Raw genomic sequence first — 19,237 nt, 5'->3', positions numbered from 1 at the left:
AGCTCAGGTCTGATGACGACCATGGGGGTACCACCTCTTACTCCTGGGGACCCGACTCGATCCCGGCTCTTTTCTCAGCCGTCTTCGTCTGCCTTCTCCCCCTGGCCGCGAACAGGGAGAAACCGATGAACGCGAGCGCGGCGGCGATCGCGAGACCATGCAGGGAACCGACCACGAGGGGCGGCGCCCAGATTTCCAGAAGGAGGGAACTGATGATCATCCCGACGCCCAGCCCGCCCATTTCGAGGAGGGAGGAGAAACCGAACACCGCTCCCCGCTGCTCCTCGGCCACCGCCTGCAGGCGTGTGTTATAGGCGATCTCCGTGTAACCGTCGGCGAGTCCGGCGCAGGCCGCGATCAGGACGAGCAGGTAGAGGGGAACCCCGGTGAAGGAGAGGATGAAGAACAACGACATCAGGCAGGTGCCGACGACGAATCCCTTTTCCCCACCGGATGCCCCCGACGAGTCGATCCTCTTTCCGAACAGGCGGTAGGAACTCAGACTGCCGACCGCCCACGCCGTCCAGAATCCGCTGACGAACCAGGCCGGGTTCTCGGGATACTCCAGCGAGGCGAAGATCGGGATGCCGATGTTGTGCGACGCGGATCCGAAGGCATCCAGGCCACGGACCGCGAGCATGAACAGCAGTGCGGGAAAGGCCGACACCGCGGCCAGGGCCAGCCGTTGATCGGTCCAGAAACCGGAGCGCGACGACCGCGCCGGCGCGCCGTCTCCCCCGCCCCCGGGAGCGCGGAACCGCAGGGGGACGGTGAGCAGCACCAGGGCCGAGACCGCGAAGGTCGACGCGGTGATGAGGAAGGCGGCGTCATAACCGATGAACGCCACGACGACACCGGCCGAGGCGAACCCCAGGGTCATCGCGGTCGAGCGGCCGGTGACGAGGTAGCCGTTGGCGCGGACGCGCTGTTCCTCCCCGACCATGGCGGGGATGCTGCTGCGCAGCAGCACGTTGGAGACCGTCCCGCCGAGTCCGAGGACGACCGCCAGGACGTAGACCAGCGTCTCCCGCGCGGCGGTCGGCGCCAGGAAGAGGGCGACCAGGGCCGCCGCCTGGGCCAGGTCGGCCCCCACCATGGCGGCGCGCCGGTTCACCCGGTTGGCGAGTCCGCCGACAGCCGGACCCGCGACGACGCTGACGATCAGGCGGAGCGCCATGAACAGCCCGGTGTCCAGCGCCCGCCCGGTGAGATGGAAAACGTACAGCCCGAGCGCCACCATGTTGAGGTAGGTGCCGAACGACGAGGCCGAATATCCGACCGTAAGCCAAATGAAATACGCGAATCTCGGCCGGTTTTCCATTCTCGCCTTTTCGCTTTATCGCCGAATCACGCTTGCCATACTTTATTATGTATTGTACGAATAAACACAATAAGACATTGAGATGCTAGTAACGGCATGGAGCGACTGTCAAGGGCCTGTTTTCTCCACGATGCGCGCCACTACACATATGAGCGAACTTCGTGTTTGTCCGTCCCCATGCCGAAACTACGTCCACTTTCGAACCCTTCTCTTCCGACCTGGGCGTTATATCCGCTAAACCGAGGTGGCGCCCTATCCCGAATCAGAGCAGAAGGGCCGGCCAGCAGGATTCCCGCCGTCTCCGGCGGGGACGTCGGCCGCCAGGCTGACCGCTCCCCGGCCCGGTCCCGCTCCCCTCCCCCGCGCGCCGGCCGAAGACCGTCCCCGGACATCCACCCCGGACCGTGGGACCCAGGAAACGAGGCGAAACGGACCGGGGGAGCCGAGGGTCGAGACGGCCCCGCCCCGCCCGGTGATCCCGGGAAGCGGGACGCGGTCCCGTAGGGAAGGGAGCCGTCGCACGACAGGCGGGACGCCGCGGACCAGGGTGCGGCCCGGGCCGACGCGCGCCCAGGCCGCCCGGTCTTCACGGCCCCATCGATCGCACCGGCCCCGACGCCACGGCCGCCGGGCACGCGGGGAGCCGGCGCCCCTGGCCTTCGGCGAGAGGTCGGGCCGTACCGGCCGGCGGGCGGCCATCGTCATGGGCGGCTCCCGGCAAGCCGGGAATTCCAGATCGCCTGCACGCCGTTCGGCCGAGGCGGGAACGGCGTCGACGCGGATCGGTCTGGCGCGGTCCGGGGCCGCCCCCCGGACGGGCGGCGTCAGCCCTCCCCCGCCTCCAGGGCGCGCAGGTGGGCGTCGGCCGCGGGAAGATCCTCCTCGCTGAACACGGCGATGCCGTGGTCGCGCAGCACCTCGGTGGTGACGCCGCGTCCCGGCAGCGTGGCACCGGTGAAGGTGCCGTCGTAGACGCGCCCCGAACCGCAGGAGGGACTGCCCTCCTTGAGCACCGCCATGCGGACCCCGTGCCTGCGCGCCGCCGCCAAGGCCCCCGCGGCCCCGTTCAGGAAGGGCCGTGAGACATCGGCGCCGTCCGAGGTGAGGATACGGGCACCTCCCCGAAGGACCGTCGCGGCGTCGGCCCCCGGTTCGATCTCGGCGGGTGGGCGCGGCACCGGCAGGCCGCCGGCGACCTCCGGACAGTAGGAGACGAGGCGTCCCTCCGCGCGCCACCGCGCGAAGATCTCGTGCTCGGCCGTCTTGGCCTTGCCGTCGTAGCGCACCTCCTGGCCCATGAGGCAGGCGCTCACCAGGATCTTCTCCATGACACCCTCCAACCGGGGTTCGTGGGCGAGAACAGCCGTGGCCCGCCCCGGGTCACCGGTGCGGGCCACGTGCGCGCGACGGAGCGGATCAGCGCTTCCAGTCGGAACGGACGCTGCCCTTGGAGGCCTTGAGGCTCCCCTTCTTCTCCCGGATCCGCATGCTCAGCTTGATGGGGCTTCCCTCGAAACCGAAGTCCTCACGGAGCCGGCGCTCGATGAAGCGGCGGTAGTTCTCCTCCAGGAACCCGGTTGTGAACAGGATGAAGTGCGGCGGTCGCACGTCGGCCTGGGTCGCGAACAGGATCTTGGGCTGACGGCCGCCGCGCACCGGCGGGGGCGTGGCCGCGACGAGCTCCTTGAGCCAGCTGTTGAGCCGCCCGGTGGAGATGCGCGTGTCCCAGCTGCCGAGGCTGGTCTCCAGAGCCGGAACGAGCTTTTCGACGTGGCGTCCGGTGCGCGCGGAGATGTTGACCCTCGGCGCCCAGGAGACCCGACCGAGCTGGCGGTCGATCTCCTTCTCCAGGTAGTAGCGGCGCTCCTCGTCGAGCAGGTCCCACTTGTTGAAGGCGAGGACCAGGGCCCGGCCCGACTCCACGACCTGCTCGATGACGCGGATGTCCTGGTCGGCCAGCGACTCGCTCACGTCGAGCAGCACGACGGCGACCTCGGCCCGTTCCAGGGCGGTGCCGGTGCGCATCGTCGCGTAGTAGTCGGCGCCCTGGAGCGCGCGGAAACGACGGCGGATCCCCGCGGTGTCGATGAACTTCCAGGTCTGGCCGCCGAGCTCGATGAGCTCGTCCACCGCGTCGCGGGTGGTGCCGGCGACCGAGTCGACCACCACGCGGTCCTCGCCCGCCAGGCGGTTGAGGAGGCTGGACTTGCCGACGTTGGGCCGCCCGATGAGGGCCACGCGGCGCGGCCCGCCCTCGTCGGTCTCCTCCTCTTCGCGCGGAGCCTCTTCGGGCAGCGCCGCGAGGACCGCGTCGAGCAGGTCGCCGGAACCGCGCCCGTGCAGGGCGCTGACAGGGTGGGGCTCACCGACGCCGAGGTTCCACAGTTCGAGCGCGTCGGCGTCCTGGAGGGGGCCGTCGACCTTGTTCGCGGCCAGCACGACGGGTCTCTTCGTCGAGCGCAGCACGCGGATGACCGCCTCGTCGGTGTCGGTGACACCGACGGTGGCGTCGACGACGAACAGGATGACGTCGGCGGCCTGCGCCGCGTACTCGGCCTGTCGGGCGACCATCGCGGCGAGACCGCTGACACTGGTCTCCCACCCGCCGGTGTCCACGAGGGTGAACTCGCGGCCCTGCCAGCTGGCGTCGTAGGCGACCCGGTCGCGGGTGACACCGGGGACGTCCTCGACGACCGCCTCGCGGCGGCCGATGATCCTGTTCACCAGGGAGGACTTGCCCACGTTGGGACGGCCGACGACGGCCACCACGGGCTTGGTCGCGACTTCCTCGCCGCCCTCGCCCTCGTGGGGCCCGGAGGCGGTGGAGAGGTCGGTGTTCTCACTCATCAGGTATGACTCCCGGTCGCAGGGTCCCCACGCGCCCAGGATGCGTGCCGTGGGGAATGTTGTCGCATGCCCTCGGGCACGTGTGTTCGGCGAAGGACCGTCTCAGACGGCGGCGCCCGCCTCGTCGGCGAGTTTGACGACGAGCGCGACGACCTCGTCCAGGGACAGTCCCGTGGAGTCGAGCTCCATCGCGTCGGCGGTCCGCGTCAGGGGCGAGACCGCGCGGTTGGAGTCGAGCCGGTCGCGGCGGGCCAGGGCCTCCCGGGTCGCCGCGACGTCGCTCGACCTGACCTCCCTGCTGCGCCGGTGCGCCCGCGCGTCGGCGCTGGCGGTCAGGAAGATCTTCACTGGGGCGTCGGGGGCGACGACGGTGGTGATGTCGCGTCCCTCGACGACGATGCCGGCGGCCTCGCGGCGCGCCTCGGCGATGATCTCGCGTTGCTGGGCGACGAGCCGCTCACGCACCGCGGGTACGGCGCTGACGGCGCTGACGTTGCCGGTGACCTCGTGGGTCCGAATCGCCTGGGCCACGTCGTGGCCGTCCACGTGGACGGTGGGGGCCGACGGATCGGTGCCCATGGTGATGACCGGACGCGATGACGCCTCCGCGACGGCTGCCGCGTCGTCGACATCGACCTGGTGTTCCAACATCCACCAGGTCATGGCCCGGTACATCGCCCCGGTGTCGAGATACCGCAGATCGCGCGCTCGAGCCACGCCCTTGGCCGTGCTGGACTTGCCCGACCCCGAGGGACCGTCGATGGCGATGACGATGCCCTCGTCGTGACCCTGCGCGCTCACGTCAGCTCTCTCCCCGGGTGGAGTTCCATCTCATCTCAACGACCCAGGTTAGCCGGTGGCGCGGTGTGGTCGGGACCGGAGAGGAGCGCGCTCTCCTCACGCGAAGGCCGGTCCAGCCGGTTGGGGTGGACCGACCACCCCTGGTCGGCCAGCGCCCGCGCCAGGGTGGCGACGCGCTCCGGCAGTACCGACAGCTGCGCCACGCCCACCGGGAGACCCGGCGAGTGGTCGATGCGGATGTCCTCGATGTTGACACCGGCCGTGCCCGCGGCGGCGAACAGCCGGCCCAGCGCGCCGGGTTCGTCGGGGATGACCACGGGCAGCACCGCGTAGCCGGGCGTGCGTCCGGCACCGTGCTTGCCCGGGATGCGCGCGTGTCCGTCCCGTCCGCGTTCGAGCAGGTCGAGCACTGTCGCCTCGGCCGTCCTCCCCGAGCGCAGCGCCCGGGCCACCGCGTCGAGGTCGGCGGCGATCCCGGCGAGCACCTCGGCGACCGGTCCCGGGTTGTGGCTGAGGATCTCCAGCCACAACCCCGGGTCGCCGCCGGCGACCCGGGTCACGTCACGGACGCCCTGCCCGGCCAACGCGAGGGCGGCTCCACCCCCCTCGACGAGTCGCGCGGCGACCGCCGAGGAGGCGACGTGGGGGGCGTGGGAGACCAGGGCCACGGCGCGGTCGTGCTCCTGCGCGTCGATCTCCAGCGGATCGGCCCCGCAGGATCGGGCCAGCTCGGCCACGGCCGCCACCGCCTCGGGGGTGGCCTTGCCGGTCGGGCACAGCGCCCAGGAGCGGCCGAGGAAGAGGTCGGCCCGGGCCGCGCTGGGCCCGTTCCGCTCGCTTCCCCCCATGGGGTGTGAGGGGACGAAGGTGGTGAGATCGCAGCCGAGCCGGACGGCCTCGGTCACGACGGCCTGCTTGACGCTGGCCACGTCGGTGTAGAAGCGGGCGAGGCCGCGGCTTTGGACGTCGCGCAGCAGCGCCGGGATCACCGCCGGCGGCGCGGCGACGACGGCGATGTCGGCGGGCCGTTCGTCCTTCCCCTCTTCGAGGGGGACCCCCGCGCCGAGCTCGCAGGCCAACCGCACCGTCGCGGGATCACGGTCGGCCAGGGCCACCTCGACCCCGCGCTCGCGCAGCGCCAGCGCGATGGACGTGCCGATCAATCCGGCACCCACCACCACCGCACGCTCGATCATCGTCGCCCGTCCCCCGTTCGTATTCCGGCCGATGTGGAGTTCTCCCAGCGTAGAGCAGGGGAAAAGAGGTGGATCCCGGGAACTTCAGAAAACACGAAGGAGGGGCGCGGTGTCACCACCGCGCCCCTCCACGCCGCCGGCTACTGGGCGATGTCCAAGCGCAGGACCTGGGCACCCCGCAGGTAGACGTGCTGGAGCTCGGCGCGTGGCCGCTCGGTCTCGACGTGGGCCATCAGGCGCACGACGCGCGGCAGGGCGCCGGGCACCGCGATCTCCGAGGCGCACATCAAGGGAACGTCGGAGAAGCCGAGCTTGCGCGCGGCCAGCGCGGGGAACTCCGAGGTCAGGTCCGGAGTCGCGGTGAACAGCACGCTGATCACGTCATCGGTGGTCAGCCCGTTCCGTTGCATGACCTCCGTGACCAGTTCCGCGGTGGCCTCCAAGACGAGCTCGCGCTCGTCGGACTCCACCTGGACCGCTCCCCGAATCGCTCTTACCGCCACTGTCGTCCTCCGCTTCCGCCGGTTGACCGGCCCTTACATCCCTGCGGCAGTGTAGAGCTCGCTGATCTCCTTGGGGGTCAGCGCCCTCATTGTCCCCGGCTTCAGGGTGTTGAGTCCCACCGGCCCGACCTGGGTACGGGCGAGGTCGGAAACCGGGTGTCCCACCGCGTCGAGCAGGCGCCGCACGATGTGCTTGCGCCCCTCGTGCAGCCTGATCTCGACCAGCGCCTTGGGCTCGGCGTCGTCGACGACGCGGAAGGAGTCCACCTCGACGAAACCGTCCTCCAGCTCGACCCCGGCCCGCACCTGCCGGATGACCTCCCTGGGCACCGGGCCGGGAACCTTCGCGATGTAGGTCTTGATGACCTTGTAGCGCGGGTGGGTGAGCCGGTTGGCGAGTTCACCGTCGTTGGTGAGCAGGATCAGCCCCTCGGTCTCGGTGTCGAGCCGACCGACGTGGAAGAGCCGCTCCTCGGTCTGGCCGGCGTAGTCGGCGAGGGTGGGCCGCCCCTCGGGGTCCGACATGGTGCTGACGACGCCACGAGGCTTGTTCAGCGCGTAGTAGAGCAGGTCGGGGGCGGTGGCCACCCGCATCCCGTCAACGCGGATCTCGGACTTCTCCGGGTCCACGCGGGCGCCGAAGCGGCGCACGACCTGACCGTCGACCGACACACGGCCGTCCGCGATCAGCTCCTCACAGGCGCGCCGGCTGGCGACGCCGGCCTGGGCGAGCGCCTTTTGCAGCCGGATGCCACCGGGAACGTCGGCGTAGGTGTCGCGGGCCTCGTCGGGACGGTCCTCGTCCTGGGGGTCGAACTCCTCACGCAGGATGCGCAGCCGTGCCCGGGCCGCGGCGGAGAGGTCCCGCTCGGCGGAGCGGGCGGCACGCGCCGGCCGGTCGGCCCGTCCATGCTCGGGGGCGGAGCGTCGTTCGTCACGGCCGCGGTGCGGGGCGCCACGACGGTCATCACGGTCCCGGAACGAACCACGCTCATCGCGGCCACGACCGAACGAACCACGACGATCATCATCACGCCGCTGCGAACGATACCCATCACGGTCACGCCCCTGCGGACCACGACGATCATCGCGATCCCGGAAGGAACCACGCTCGTCACGATCCCGGCCATAAGAACCACGACGGTCATCACGGTCCCGGAACGAACCACGCTCATCGCGGCCACGACCGAACGAACCACGACGATCATCACGGTCCCGGAAGGAACCACGCTCATCGCGATCCCGGCCATAAGAACCACGACGATCATCACGGTCCCGGAACGAACCACGCTCATCGCGGCCACGACCGAACGAACCACGACGATCATCACGGTCCCGGAAGGAACCACGCTCATCGCGATCCCGGCCATAAGAACCACGACGGTCGCCGTCGCGGCGGCGGGCGTCGAAACTGGAGTCGCCGCGCTCACCGCGCGGGGTGGAACGGTCGCGCTCACCGCGCGGACCTCGGGCGTCCCGCGCGTCGCGGGACCTGTCATTACGTGGTGTATTCACCGGTGTCGTCGAGACCTTCGATGTCGTCGGGCAGGAATGGGGCGAGATCGGGGAGTTCGTCAAGGCCGCGTAGGCCCAGGCGCTCCAGGAAGTAGGTCGTGGTGCGGTAGAGCAGCGCACCCGATTCCGGGTCGTGTCCGGCTTCTTCGATCAACCCTCTCAGTACGAGGGTACGCATAACACCGTCACAGTTCACACCGCGCACGGCCGAAACACGGCCACGCGACACCGGTTGCCGGTAGGCGACCACGGCCAGCGTCTCGAGCGCCGCCTGGGTGAGCCGGACCTCGTGGCCGTCCCTCAGGAAGTGCTCGACCACGTCGGCGCACTCGGGCCGGGTGTAGAAGCGCCATCCCTCCGCGACCTGCCTCAGGTCGAAACCACGCCCCTGCGCGGTGTATTCCCTCGACAACTCCTCCAACGTCGCCTCGACCTCCTCGACCGGAAGGTCGAAGGCGCGGGCCAGGTCATAGACGGCGACCGGCTGGTCCACCACCATCAAGACCGCCTCCAGGTCGCGCCGTAGGCGCGCCCGGCCCTCCTCACCTGCCGGTGGGACCGTGGCCGTGGCCTCCCCCACGTTCACTCCTCCTTCTCGTCTCGCTCCGACGGGGCGGTGCGCCCGTATTCGTCGGCGACCGTCACGTCGCCTTCGGCGTCACCGGTCCAGGTGACCCGCAACTCCCCGAGCGGTTCGGGCTGGTCGAAACCGACGTTGGCGGCCCGGTACAGCTCCAGCAGGGCCAGGAAGCGCGCGACGACCTCGAAGGTCCCGACGCAGTCCGCCGTGAGCTCGGCGAAGGTCAGCGTGCCGGCCGCGCGCAGCGCCTCGACCACCAGCACACCCTGCTCACGGACCGACGTCTTGGTCTGGTGGATGTGGGTGACGGGAACGCTCGGCGGTTCCTTCGGGGTGAGGGCGCGCGCGGCCAGCGCGGCGAACTCCTGTGGCCCCAGCTTGATGAACACGTCGGGACGCGATTGCGCGAAGCGCGGCTCCAGGGGGACCGCGCGGGGGAAACGGCGTCCCTGGGTGGTGAGACGGCCGGCGAAGATCGCCGCCACCTCCTTGTAGGCGCGGTACTGGAGCAACCGCGCGAAGAGCAGGTCACGGGCCTCCAGCAGCGCGAGGTCGCCCTCGTCCTCGATCTCCCCACGGGGCAGCAGCCGCGCCGCCTTGAGGTCCAGCAGCGTGGCCGCGACCAGCAGGAAGTGGCTCGCCTGGTCGAGGTCCCAGCTGTCCCCGTGGGCCTTGATGTAGGCGATGAACTCGTCGGTGACCTTCGACAACGAGACTTCGGTGATGTCCAGCTTGTGTTTGGAGATCAACCCCAGGAGCAGGTCGAAGGGGCCTTCGAAGTTGTCGAGGTGGACCTGGAAGCCACCGCCGTTACTCGCCTCCTCCGCGGTCATGCGGTACGGGGCGGTCGAGATGCGGTCATGTCTCTAGGGTGGCACCGGTGAACCGGTGCCACCGCCGTTCCGTCCTCGCTCAGTCGTCGGTCAGTCGCTGGACCAGCCGGCTGGTCTCGCCGTGTTCCTCGAAGTCGGCGAGGAGCACGGCCACCGCCTCGCGGACGATGCGGCCCCGGTCGGCCGTGATCCCGTAGTTGGCGCGCAGCGTCAGTCTGGTCTGCTCAAGGGCGAGCAGCTCGGGACGGGAGATGTAGACCGTGATCTTCTCGTCGTGGCGCTGACGTCCGCTGGGCTGTGGAGCGCGGGCCCGTTGGGCCCGGGGCTTGCGGGACCGTTTGGCCGGTGTCTCGGCGCGCGCGTCACCGGCCGGAGCCGGCTCGGGCACGGCCGGCGGCGCCTCGGCCGGAGGCTGGGTCCCCGGCCCGGGCTCCACGCTGGTGGGCCGGAAGAACAGTTCGGCCGCACCCGGGAGGTTTACCCTCCGTGACCGTTGAGAGGCCATCTGGCCAGCACCTCCTTGGCCAGTTCCCGATAGGCGTTGGCGCCCGCGGACGAGGAGTCGAAGCGGGTGATCGGCTCGCCCGCGACACTGGCGTCGGGAAAGCGGATGGTCCGGTTGATGACGGTGCTGTAGACCTTGTCGCCGAATCCGTCGACGATCGTGGACAACACCTCGCGCGCGTGCAACGTGCGCGGGTCGTACATGGTGCCGAGGAAGCCGTCGATGACCAGCCGGTCGTTGAGCCGTTCCTGGACCTTTTGGATGGTGTCCATGAGCAACGCCACCCCGCGCAGCGCGAAGAACTCGCACTCCAACGGCACGATGACACCGTGCGCGGCGGTGAGGGCGTTGACCGTGAGCAGGCCGAGCGACGGCTGGCAGTCGATGAGCACGACGTCGTAGTCGTCCATGACCGGCGCCAGGGCGCGGGCCAGCATCTGTTCGCGGGCCACCTCGCCGACGAGCTGGACCTCGGCCGCCGACAGGTCGATGTTGCTCGGGATCAGGTCGAGACCGTCGACGTTGGTCTTCAGCAGCACCTCCTCGACCGTGACGTCACGCTGCATGAGCAGGTTGTAGACGGTCAGGTCGAGTTCACGCGGATCGAGTCTGCCAAGGCCGACCGACAGCGCGCCCTGGGGATCGAAGTCGACGAGGAGCACCCGGCGGCCGAACTCCGCCAGCGCCGCGCCGAGATTGATGGTCGTGGTGGTCTTTCCGACCCCGCCTTTCTGGTTACAGAGTGCGACGACCCTGGCCGGGCCGTGGTCGTCCAACGGTGCCGGCTCCGGGAACTCCGGTTTCGGTCTGTTGATGGTCAGTGCCGCCCCCGTGGTGCGTGTTTCCCCCCGTGGGTTGCCCACCGGTCCGGCCGTCACGCCTTCTGCGCCGGAGGCGGTCGCAACCGCTCCCGCGCCGTCGTTTCCTGACCAGCTCACAACCCTTGACCTCCCTACGGACCGACCATGACCGGCCGATTCACCCGAACCGGTTGACCGTCCGCCGGAAAAACTCAATATGTCGACAGCTTCGAACCGTCGTGCGGCGACTCTAGAACGTCGTCATGGCCGAATCAACGTGACACTCTCTGTGGTGCCGGACGCCCCGAGCCGACCGTTTCATGCCGTCACGTCCGGATTCGCCTATGCCCTGGCGCCGGATCGAGGATGGCTGGACGCATAGACCTCGCGCAACCGGTCGACGGTGACCAGGGTGTAGACCTGGGTCGTGGTGACCGAAGCGTGGCCGAGGAGCTCCTGGACGACACGGACGTCGGCTCCGCCGTCGAGCAGATGGGTGGCGAAGGAGTGGCGGAGCGTGTGGGGCGAGACCGCGCCGATCCCCGCGCGTTCCGCGGCGGCCCGCAGCACCGACCACGCCCCCTGCCGGGTGAGCCGCCCGCCGCGCGCGTTGAGGAACAGGGCGGGCGTGCCGCGGCCCGAGGCGGCCAGTACCGGCCGGGCCCGGACCAGGTAGGTGTCGATGGCCTGGCGGGCGAACCGGCCGATCGGGACCAGGCGTTCCCTTCCCCCCTTGCCGCGGAAGCGCACCACGTCGACCTCGCCGCCCCCCTCCGCGGGATCGCCGGCGGGGACCCGGTCGATGTCGTCGACGTCGAGCCCCACCGCCTCGGAGATGCGCGCCCCGGTGCCGTAGAGCAGCTCCAGCAGGGCGTGATCACGCATTCCCCGCGGGTCCTCGGCGGAGTCCACGGCGGCCAGCAGCGTCTCGACCTGGTCCAGCGAGATCGCCTTGGGCAGCCGCCGGGCCGGGGCGGGCGGCCGTACGGCGCTCGCCGGATCGTCGGGGGTGAGCCCCTCGCGCATCGCGAAACGGTGCAGGCCGCGCACGGCGACCACGGCCCGTCCCGCCGAGGCGACCCCCAGCGGGGGGCGGGTCCCGTCCCCCTCGCGGAGTTCCCGTAGGAAGGCCGTGACGTCCCCCTCGGTGACCTCGGCGAGGTCGGTGAGACCGCGAGCGTCCAAGAACGCCAGGTAGCGCCGTAGGTCGCGCCGGTAGGAGGTGAGCGTGTTGGAGGCCAGACCCCGCTCGACCGTGAGGTGGTCGAGGTAACCGCGCACGGCCGAGGTCAGCGCGGGCGCCGGCTCCGCACCGTCCTCTTCCACACGCGTGACCGTCGTGGCTGCCCCCTCACCTGGTTTCGGGGAGATGATGCCACATAACAGGAAGATCCAACCGCGAACACGGCGATCCAGCCCCGAATCACCGCATTCGACGCCGAAGGGGCCGGTGGGGACGGGACCCCGTCCCCACCGGCCCCTTTCGTCGCTCCTAGTCGCGAGCGGGACGCAGTGCCGCGAACCCCTCGCGCGCGGCGGCGTGCGCGGCGAGGATGCCCACCACCGTGGCGGCGTTGTGCAACCGGCCCTCCAGCACGGCCCGCACCGCCTCCTCCAGCGGCACCCAGGCCAGCGGCATGTCCGCCTCTTCGTGCACCCGCACGAAATCGATCTCGCTCGGGGGGACCTCGCTGATCTCCCGGGCCAGGTAGACGACGATCTTCTCGTTGGAGAACCCCGTTGAGGGGAACACCTCGGCCAGCTCGTACCACGCCTCGGCCCGGTGCCCGGTCTCCTCCAGCAGCTCCCGCTGCGCGGTGCGCAGCGGGGACTCGCCGTCCATGTCGCGCAGGCCCGCGGGAAGCTCCCACAGGTAGTGGCCGACGGGGTGACGGTACTGACGCAGCAGGAGCACCCGCCCCTTGTCGTCCATCGCCAGCACGACGACGGCGCCGGGGTGGTCCAGGTAGTCGCGGGCGACCGTCTCGGAACCGTTCTCACCCGGCATCACCACCCAGTCGGTGCGCATCCCCGCCTTGGCGCCGCGGTACCGCTCGACGCTGTCACGGACCTCCCAGGTCTGCGGCCTGTCGGCGATCTCCTCCGACCATTCGGCCACCTCCCGATCCCCGCTCACCGCTGGCTACCGGACCGCTCCAGCGCGGCCGAGATCAGCCCGGCGAACAGCGGGTGCGGGCGGGTGGGCCGGGAGCGGAGTTCGGGGTGGGCCTGGGTGGCGACGAAGAAGGGGTGCTCCTCGCGGGGCAGTTCGACGTACTCCACCAGGTGGCCGTCGGGCGACAGCCCCGAGAAGACCAGGCCGGCCTCCTCCAGCCGGGACCGGTAGGCGTTGTTGACCTCGTAGCGGTGCCGGTGGCGCTCCGACACCTCGGCGGCCTCGTAGAGGTCGCGCACCTGGGACCCCTCAAGGAGCCGGGCCGGGTACATGCCCAGTCGCATGGTGCCGCCCATGTCGCGCTCGCCCGCGACGACGTCGGTCTGGTCGGCCATCGTCGCGATCACCGCGTGCTTGGCCTTGTCGTCGAACTCGGCGCTGTTGGCGCCCTCCAGGCCCACGACGTTGCGGGCGTACTCGATGACCATGCACTGCAGCCCCAGGCAGATGCCCAGGAGCGGGAGCTTGTGCTCGCGGGCGTAGCGGATCGCGCCGAGCTTGCCCTCGATGCCGCGCACGCCGAACCCTCCGGGGATCAGCACGCCGTCGACGTCGGCCAACTCGGCCGCCGCCCCCTCGGGGCTGGCGCAGTTGTCGCTGGCCACCCAGCGGATGTTGACCCGGGTGTCCTTCGCGAAGCCGCCGGCGCGCAGCGCCTCGGTGACCGACAGGTAGGCGTCGGGAAGGTCGATGTACTTGCCCACCAGGGCGATGGTGACCTCGTGCTCGGGCTGGTGGACGCGGCGCAGCAGGTCGTCCCACTCGGTCCAGTCGACGTCCCGGAAGGCCAGCCCCAGCCGCCGCACGACGTAGGCGTCCAGGCCCTCGCGGTGCAGCACCTTGGGGATGTCGTAGATGGACGGCGCGTCGGGCGTGGAGACCACACCGCCCTGGTCCACGTCGCACATCAGGCTGATCTTGTTCTTCAGGCTCTGCGTGATCGGCCGGTCCGAACGGCACACGATCGCGTCGGGCTGGATACCGATGCTGCGCAGCGCCGCGACGGAGTGCTGGGTCGGCTTGGTCTTGAGCTCGCCGGAGGGGCCGAGGTAGGGCAGCAGCGACACGTGCAGGAAGAAGCAGTTGTCCCGCCCGATCTCGTGGCGGATCTGGCGCACCGCCTCCAGGAAGGGCTGCGACTCGATGTCGCCGACCGTTCCGCCGATCTCGGTGATGACCAGGTCGACGTCGGCGTCCTCCATCGCGTAGATGCGCGCCTTGATCTCGTTGGTGATGTGCGGGATCACCTGGACGGTGTCGCCGAGGTAGGCGCCCTGCCGCTCCTTGGCGATCACGCTGGAGTAGACCTGGCCGGTGGTGACGTTGGCCGACCCCGAAAGCTCGGTGTCGAGGAAACGCTCGTAGTGACCGATGTCGAGGTCGGTCTCGGCGCCGTCGTCGGTGACGAACACCTCTCCGTGCTGGAACGGGTTCATCGTTCCAGGGTCGACATTGAGGTAGGGGTCCAGCTTCTGCATGGTGACCCGCAGGCCGCGGGACTTCAACAGCCGCCCGAGGCTGGAGGCGGTGAGGCCCTTACCGAGACTGGAGGCGACGCCGCCGGTGACGAAGAGGTGTTTGGTGCTCGCGGCGGATGCCAAAGTGATGCTCCCGTGGTCGAATGGCTACGGATCGCCCGAATGCGCCAGGCGACCGTGCGGTGTCCTGCGGCGGCGGAGGCTCGGCCTGTGCGGCCACCGCGGACCCACGGGCCACCAGGATAACAGCGCCCCACCTGTGTGAGCGCCGCTCACCCCGGGCACGGTCCGACCGAAGGGGCGCGGCCGAGCGCCCCTACCACACGGTCTCGCCCCTGCCAACACCATAGCCGCCCCGGGAATTCCGCGCCGGCGCGCCCCCGCGGTCAGGAGGCGGGGAACCCGCCCGCCCTGCCCAGCAGCGCCGGGGGCTCCTTGCCCAGCAGCGTCCCCAGCCAGGTCCCGGTCGCGGCGATCTCGCGCTCGTCCACCCCGCTCCGCACTCCGCTGCGGTGCAGCAGGTAGAGCAGGTCCTCGGTCGCGATGTTGCCGGTCGCGGCCGGAGCGAACGGGCAACCGCCGAACCCCCCGACGCTGGAGTCCAAAACGCTCACCCCCTGCTCGTAGGCTGCCAGCGCGTTGGCGTAACCGGTGTTGCGGGTGTTGTGGAAGTGGCAGCGCAACCGGGCCCCCTCCGCCACGTCGCGCACCCTGGCGACCAGGTCGGCGACCTGACGGGGAACGCCCACGCCGATCGTGTCGGCGATGGCGATCTCCACCGCGCCGGCCCGCGCGGCCCGCCGCGCGATCTCGGCCACCCGCTCCGGCGGGGTCTCGCCGTCGAAGGGACAGCCGAAGGCCGTGGAGATCGTCACGCTGAGCGGCAGGCCGGCCGTTTCCGCGGCCGCGGCGATGTCGTCGCAGACGGCGAGCATCTCCTCGACCGTGCAGCCCTGGTTGCGCAGGCAGAATCCGTCGGTGGCCGGGACCGCGACGTTGATCTCGTCCACCCCCGACGTCAGGGCGCGGTCCAGCCCCTTGCGGTTGAGGACCAGGCCGATGTAGGAGACGCCGTTCTCGCGGGGGACCGAGGCCATGACCTCCTCGGCTCCCGCCATCTGCGGAACCCTACGGGGGTTGACGAAGCTCACCGCCTCGATGCGGCGGATCCCCGCGGCGACGGCCCGGCCGATCAACTCGACCTTGTCGGCCACCGACAGGACCGCCTCCTCGTTTTGGAGGCCGTCTCGCGGCCCGACCTCGACGATCTCCACCCGTGCGGTCTCCATGGCGCCCTCCGTTCGTCTCTACCAGGTCCCATCATCCCCGGCGCGCCCTCGGCCGCGGCCCCCTCCCCTACCGGAGGGGGCCGCGGCCCTGGTCAGCGCCAGGAGGGGCGCAGGACCTGGGCGTCCCCGCCACCGCGCCGCTCGGGTTCGGCGACGGCCTGGATCCGCCCGTCGGGCAGGTACTCCAGCGCCGCCACGGCCCCGATCTCCGCGGTCTGGGAGAACAGATGCCCCAGTTCGCTCAGCGCCTTCTCGTCGGGGGTGCCGAAGAAGGCGGGTTCGGCCTGGACGCGCTCGGCGTTGCGCTGCGACAGCCGGGGCGCGGCCACCGCCTCGGGAAGCGATCGGCCCGCGTCGACCCGGTCGACGAGCACCTGTAGCACCGTGGTGATGATCGTGGCGCCCCCGGGGCTGCCCAGGGCCAGCCACGGTTCGCCGTCTCGCAGCACGATGGTGGGCGCCATGCTGGAACGCGGACGTTTGCCGGGACCGGGCAGGTTCGCCGCCCCCGCGCCGCTGGCCGAGACCTGGAAGTCGAAGTCGGTCAGCTCGTTGTTGAGGATGAAGCCGCGCCCGGGCACCGTGATGGCGCTGCCCCCGGTCTGTTCGATGGTGAGGGTGTAGGAGACGACGTTGCCCCAACGGTCGGCGGTGACCAGGTGGGTGGTCGAGGGTCCCTCACGGTTCTCCGCCGCGGGCGCGCCCTCCTCGGCGCATCCGGCGCCGGCGTCCAGGTCGCCGGGGGCGACGGGCGCGGCCAGGACGGAGGCGGTATCGATGTGGCAGGCGCGCTGCGCGGCGTACTCCGGAGACAGCAGCCGCTCCAGGGGGACGTCGACGTGGTCGGGGTCGCCGATGTGGACGTTGCGGTCGGCGTAGGCGAGCTTGCTCGCCTCCAGCGTGACGTGCCGGATCTCCTCCTGCGACAGTTCCGCGGGGTCGAAGGTGGAGAGGATGTTCAGCGCCTCGCCGACCGTGGACCCCCCGGAGGAGGACGGCGGCATCCCGTAGACGTCGAGCCCGCGGTAGTCGACGTGGGTCGGCGCGCGCTCGACCAGCTCGTAGGCCGCCAGGTCGTCGGTGGTCATGAGTCCCGCTCGCACCTCGCGCGTGGCATCGGGCGCCACCGGCGGGTCGGTGACGGTGGCGACGATGTCGGCGCCGATGTCGCCCTCCAGGACCGCGGCCCCCTCACGGGCGAACGCCCGGTAGGTGTCGGCGAGGTCGGGATTGCGCAGCACGGTCCCCACCTCGGGCGGGGCGCCGCCGGGGAGGAACAGCTCCGCCGTCGCGGGGAAGTCCGCGAACCGCTCGGCGTTGTCGCGGGTCTGGGAGCGGAAGGTCTCGTCGACGACGAACCCCTCCTCGGCGAGTTCGATGGCCGGCCGCAGCACCGTCGCCGGTCTCTTGCGTCCCCACTCGTCCAGGGCGTGCTCCCAGGTGGCCGGCGTCCCCGGAACACCGACGGACAGCCCGGAGGTGACCGCCTCGGCGAAGGGGATGGGGGCGCCGTCCTCAAGGAAGGCGTCCTCCCCCATGGCCGCGGGAGCGGTCTCACGGCCGTCCAGCGTGTGGACGCGCCCGGTGGCGGCCTCGTAGTAGACGAAGTAGCCACCGCCCCCGAATCCGGCGGAGTAGGGCTCGGTGACCCCCAGCGCGGCGGCGGCGGCGATCGCCGCGTCAACGGCGTTGCCGCCCGAGCGCAGCATCTCCATGCCGGCGCTCGTGGCGTCGGGGTCGACGGTGACCACGGCGCCGCCCCGTCCCACCGCGACCGGGTCACGGTCGGGAGGGCTGAGGGGACCGGCCGTCGCCGGTGTGGCCATGGTCGTGGTCACGAGCGCGAACGCCCCCGCGAGAGCGCCCAATCGGTAGGTCCTGCGTTTCACCTCGGTTACCTCCGTCTCACCCTGACCCCGTGCCACGACGCTCCGGGGCGGAGCACGCGCCGACGGTAACCCGCGGGTCGGGTCGACCGCCAGAGGGGCCTCGGTGTGGCGGTGATGTCAGGATGAATCGCCGCTGGTCCGCTGTGCGAGGTTCATGGAATGGTTATCATCCACTCCACTTTTACGGCGTAGATCCGGATTGGGTGCTGTGACGCCCCGCCCGGCCGCTCCCGGCCCGCTCTCAGCGCAGCGCGAGCGCTGGACGGACCTCCCAGGTGGTCCACAGCGGGCGGTACCCCATACGGCTCCAGAACGGACCCGACAGGGGGTTCATCACCGCGTAGTTGAGCAGGGTGGCCCCGACGCCGTGGGTGTCCAACGCCTGGTGCGCCTGGTCCACCAGCGCGGTGCCGATCCCCTGGCCGCGCTCCTCGTCGGCCACCACCCCGTAGCCGACGTAGGCCGCGGGTCCGGTCGACACCAACGGCGCCACCCAGCGAGCGCGCTCGGGCGGCGACACCCACACCAGCCCGACCGGACGTCCCCGCCGTTCGGCCAGCCAGATCCACGACGGCGGCCGGCTCAGCGCCCGCGCCACCACGCGGCGGGTCTGCTCCGCGGTCTCCGGCTGGATGAAGACACCGCCGAAGTGCTCGCCGTAGCGGTGCTCCTCCATGAGCAGGCCGACCACGGCGGCCAGGTCGTGGAAGTCCGCGAGCCGGATCGTCACGTCGCGCGGCGGCAGCGAGGGCGGCACGCCCCTGCGCCGCTGGCGTACGGCGAGCACCGTGAACGGCTGGAGCCCGTGGCGCTGCAACGGGCGCACCCCGCAGATGTCCCGGGCCGGCCAGGACAGGAGCGCGGCCGACTCCGACCCCGTCCCGCTGGGAAGCTCCTCCAGCTGATCGCGCCAACTCGTCAGCAGCGAGTCGAGGGCCCCCTCGGGGTCGGGACCACCCACGACCGGAGTCAGCCAGTGCTGGTCGGGCATGCCCCAGGTGCGCCCCACCTCGCCGGGCTGATACCACGAATAGCGCATCGTCCCGGTGGCGACCGGGCGCCCTTCCTCGTCGCTGACCGTCAACAGCGGATAGGTCGTCAGCCGTGGCAGGGACGGCCTCGGTAGCAACGGGTCGACTGCCGACCAGCGCTTGGCGACCGATCCCACCAGCAGATCGAACTCCGCACTGCCGTCGGGCGGATCGTCATGTCGCACGCGCGCGACATAACCACTCATCTATCCCTCCCTGACCGCACACGCGCCCCTGGCGGTCACACGCCGGCGCTACGCTACCGGCACTTCCGTGTCGATCACGGTCCGTCGCTTCTCGGATACGACAGGAGACGCTACCGCCTCGGCCCGTCGATCGTAGAGACAAACCTCGAACTTTCCGACTTTGTTTTGAAATTGTCGCCGTGCAATTTCTTCTGCGGGAACCCGGATGGGCCTCCGGCCTCATGACGAACCGGCGGCCCGGAGGGGCTCCCCCGGGCCGCCGGTCGA

At 70.7% G+C, this 19,237-nt stretch carries 17 protein-coding genes; all 17 read right to left on the bottom strand.

All coding sequences use genetic code 11. The features are described from left to right. Positions 1–37: 37 nt before the first annotated feature. The 17 genes from ACYVHU_RS03365 to ACYVHU_RS03285 all read right to left on the bottom strand — a co-directional run bounded on the left by ACYVHU_RS03365 (position 38) and on the right by ACYVHU_RS03285 (position 18,970). Positions 38–1,321 (bottom strand): MFS transporter, encoded by a 1,284-nt coding sequence (locus tag ACYVHU_RS03365; RefSeq protein ID WP_078759855.1) that lies wholly within the window; start codon positions 1,319–1,321, stop codon positions 38–40. A gap of 824 nt (positions 1,322–2,145) precedes the next feature. Continuing rightward, complete coding sequence (locus ACYVHU_RS03360) at positions 2,146–2,649, bottom strand: 2-thiouracil desulfurase family protein (protein ID WP_498947436.1); 504 nt, start codon at positions 2,647–2,649, stop codon at positions 2,146–2,148. A gap of 88 nt (positions 2,650–2,737) precedes the next feature. Then, a complete protein-coding gene (gene der, locus ACYVHU_RS03355; protein ID WP_078759857.1) occupies positions 2,738–4,168 on the bottom strand; it encodes a ribosome biogenesis GTPase Der in 1,431 nt (476 codons plus the stop codon). A 102-nt stretch (positions 4,169–4,270) separates the two neighbouring features. Continuing rightward, on the bottom strand, positions 4,271–4,969 hold the full coding sequence (gene cmk / locus ACYVHU_RS03350; protein WP_078759858.1) for a (d)CMP kinase: 699 nt from the start codon (positions 4,967–4,969) through the stop codon (positions 4,271–4,273). A 35-nt stretch (positions 4,970–5,004) separates the two neighbouring features. Beyond that, a complete protein-coding gene (locus ACYVHU_RS03345; RefSeq protein WP_498947435.1) occupies positions 5,005–6,165 on the bottom strand; it encodes a prephenate dehydrogenase in 1,161 nt (386 codons plus the stop codon). A 140-nt stretch (positions 6,166–6,305) separates the two neighbouring features. Beyond that, complete coding sequence (gene aroH / locus ACYVHU_RS03340) at positions 6,306–6,668, bottom strand: chorismate mutase (protein WP_078759860.1); 363 nt, start codon at positions 6,666–6,668, stop codon at positions 6,306–6,308. Between the two features lie 33 nt (positions 6,669–6,701). Next, on the bottom strand, positions 6,702–8,183 hold the full coding sequence (locus ACYVHU_RS03335; protein WP_498947434.1) for a pseudouridine synthase: 1,482 nt from the start codon (positions 8,181–8,183) through the stop codon (positions 6,702–6,704). Further along, positions 8,167–8,769 carry an SMC-Scp complex subunit ScpB gene (gene scpB / locus ACYVHU_RS03330; RefSeq protein ID WP_078759861.1) on the bottom strand — a complete coding sequence of 201 codons (603 nt, stop codon included), beginning with the start codon at positions 8,767–8,769 and terminating at the stop codon, positions 8,167–8,169. The genes ACYVHU_RS03335 and scpB overlap by 17 nt, the downstream gene beginning before the upstream one ends. After that, on the bottom strand, positions 8,766–9,596 hold the full coding sequence (locus ACYVHU_RS03325) for a segregation and condensation protein A (protein ID WP_078759862.1): 831 nt from the start codon (positions 9,594–9,596) through the stop codon (positions 8,766–8,768). The genes scpB and ACYVHU_RS03325 overlap by 4 nt, the downstream gene beginning before the upstream one ends. A gap of 79 nt (positions 9,597–9,675) precedes the next feature. Further along, positions 9,676–10,101 (bottom strand): hypothetical protein, encoded by a 426-nt coding sequence (locus ACYVHU_RS03320; protein WP_078759863.1) that lies wholly within the window; start codon positions 10,099–10,101, stop codon positions 9,676–9,678. After that, positions 10,074–11,039 carry a ParA family protein gene (locus ACYVHU_RS03315; protein WP_078759864.1) on the bottom strand — a complete coding sequence of 322 codons (966 nt, stop codon included), beginning with the start codon at positions 11,037–11,039 and terminating at the stop codon, positions 10,074–10,076. The genes ACYVHU_RS03320 and ACYVHU_RS03315 overlap by 28 nt, the downstream gene beginning before the upstream one ends. Before the next feature lie 204 nt (positions 11,040–11,243). Continuing rightward, positions 11,244–12,227 (bottom strand): site-specific tyrosine recombinase XerD, encoded by a 984-nt coding sequence (locus tag ACYVHU_RS03310; RefSeq protein ID WP_498947433.1) that lies wholly within the window; start codon positions 12,225–12,227, stop codon positions 11,244–11,246. A 166-nt stretch (positions 12,228–12,393) separates the two neighbouring features. Continuing rightward, a complete protein-coding gene (locus tag ACYVHU_RS03305) occupies positions 12,394–13,038 on the bottom strand; it encodes an NUDIX domain-containing protein (protein WP_235000652.1) in 645 nt (214 codons plus the stop codon). Then, the gene (pyrG, locus tag ACYVHU_RS03300; protein WP_078759866.1) at positions 13,035–14,678 is read right to left on the bottom strand and encodes a CTP synthase; all 1,644 of its coding nucleotides are present in this window, start codon (positions 14,676–14,678) and stop codon (positions 13,035–13,037) included. Before pyrG ends, ACYVHU_RS03305 begins: the two co-directional genes overlap by 4 nt. A 263-nt stretch (positions 14,679–14,941) precedes the next feature. Further along, entirely contained in the window at positions 14,942–15,844 is a 903-nt protein-coding gene (locus ACYVHU_RS03295; protein WP_078759867.1) for a hydroxymethylglutaryl-CoA lyase, read from the bottom strand. A 92-nt stretch (positions 15,845–15,936) separates the two neighbouring features. Beyond that, entirely contained in the window at positions 15,937–17,733 is a 1,797-nt protein-coding gene (gene ggt, locus ACYVHU_RS03290; RefSeq protein ID WP_235000654.1) for a gamma-glutamyltransferase, read from the bottom strand. A 241-nt stretch (positions 17,734–17,974) separates the two neighbouring features. Then, complete coding sequence (locus tag ACYVHU_RS03285; RefSeq protein WP_078759868.1) at positions 17,975–18,970, bottom strand: GNAT family N-acetyltransferase; 996 nt, start codon at positions 18,968–18,970, stop codon at positions 17,975–17,977. Positions 18,971–19,237: the final 267 nt, after the last annotated feature.

The sequence above is a fragment of the Marinactinospora endophytica genome (assembly GCF_054780875.1).
The sequence above is the reverse complement of the archived record's forward strand: the minus strand, read 5'-3'. Positions and strand labels throughout refer to the sequence as shown.

Bases quoted from the DNA above. Each gene is read 5' to 3' on its own strand.
- ACYVHU_RS03325 (WP_078759862.1), bottom strand. From the start codon at position 9,596: ATGACCGCGGAGGAGGCGAGTAACGGCGGTGGCTTCCAGGTCCACCTC.
- ACYVHU_RS03345 (WP_498947435.1), bottom strand. From the start codon at position 6,165: ATGATCGAGCGTGCGGTGGTGGTGGGTGCCGGATTGATCGGCACGTCC.
- der (WP_078759857.1), bottom strand. From the start codon at position 4,168: ATGAGTGAGAACACCGACCTCTCCACCGCCTCCGGGCCCCACGAGGGC.
- ACYVHU_RS03320 (WP_078759863.1), bottom strand. From the start codon at position 10,101: ATGGCCTCTCAACGGTCACGGAGGGTAAACCTCCCGGGTGCGGCCGAA.
- ACYVHU_RS03285 (WP_078759868.1), bottom strand. From the start codon at position 18,970: ATGAGTGGTTATGTCGCGCGCGTGCGACATGACGATCCGCCCGACGGC.
- ACYVHU_RS03295 (WP_078759867.1), bottom strand. From the start codon at position 15,844: ATGGAGACCGCACGGGTGGAGATCGTCGAGGTCGGGCCGCGAGACGGC.
- ACYVHU_RS03360 (WP_498947436.1), bottom strand. From the start codon at position 2,649: ATGGAGAAGATCCTGGTGAGCGCCTGCCTCATGGGCCAGGAGGTGCGC.
- ACYVHU_RS03365 (WP_078759855.1), bottom strand. From the start codon at position 1,321: ATGGAAAACCGGCCGAGATTCGCGTATTTCATTTGGCTTACGGTCGGA.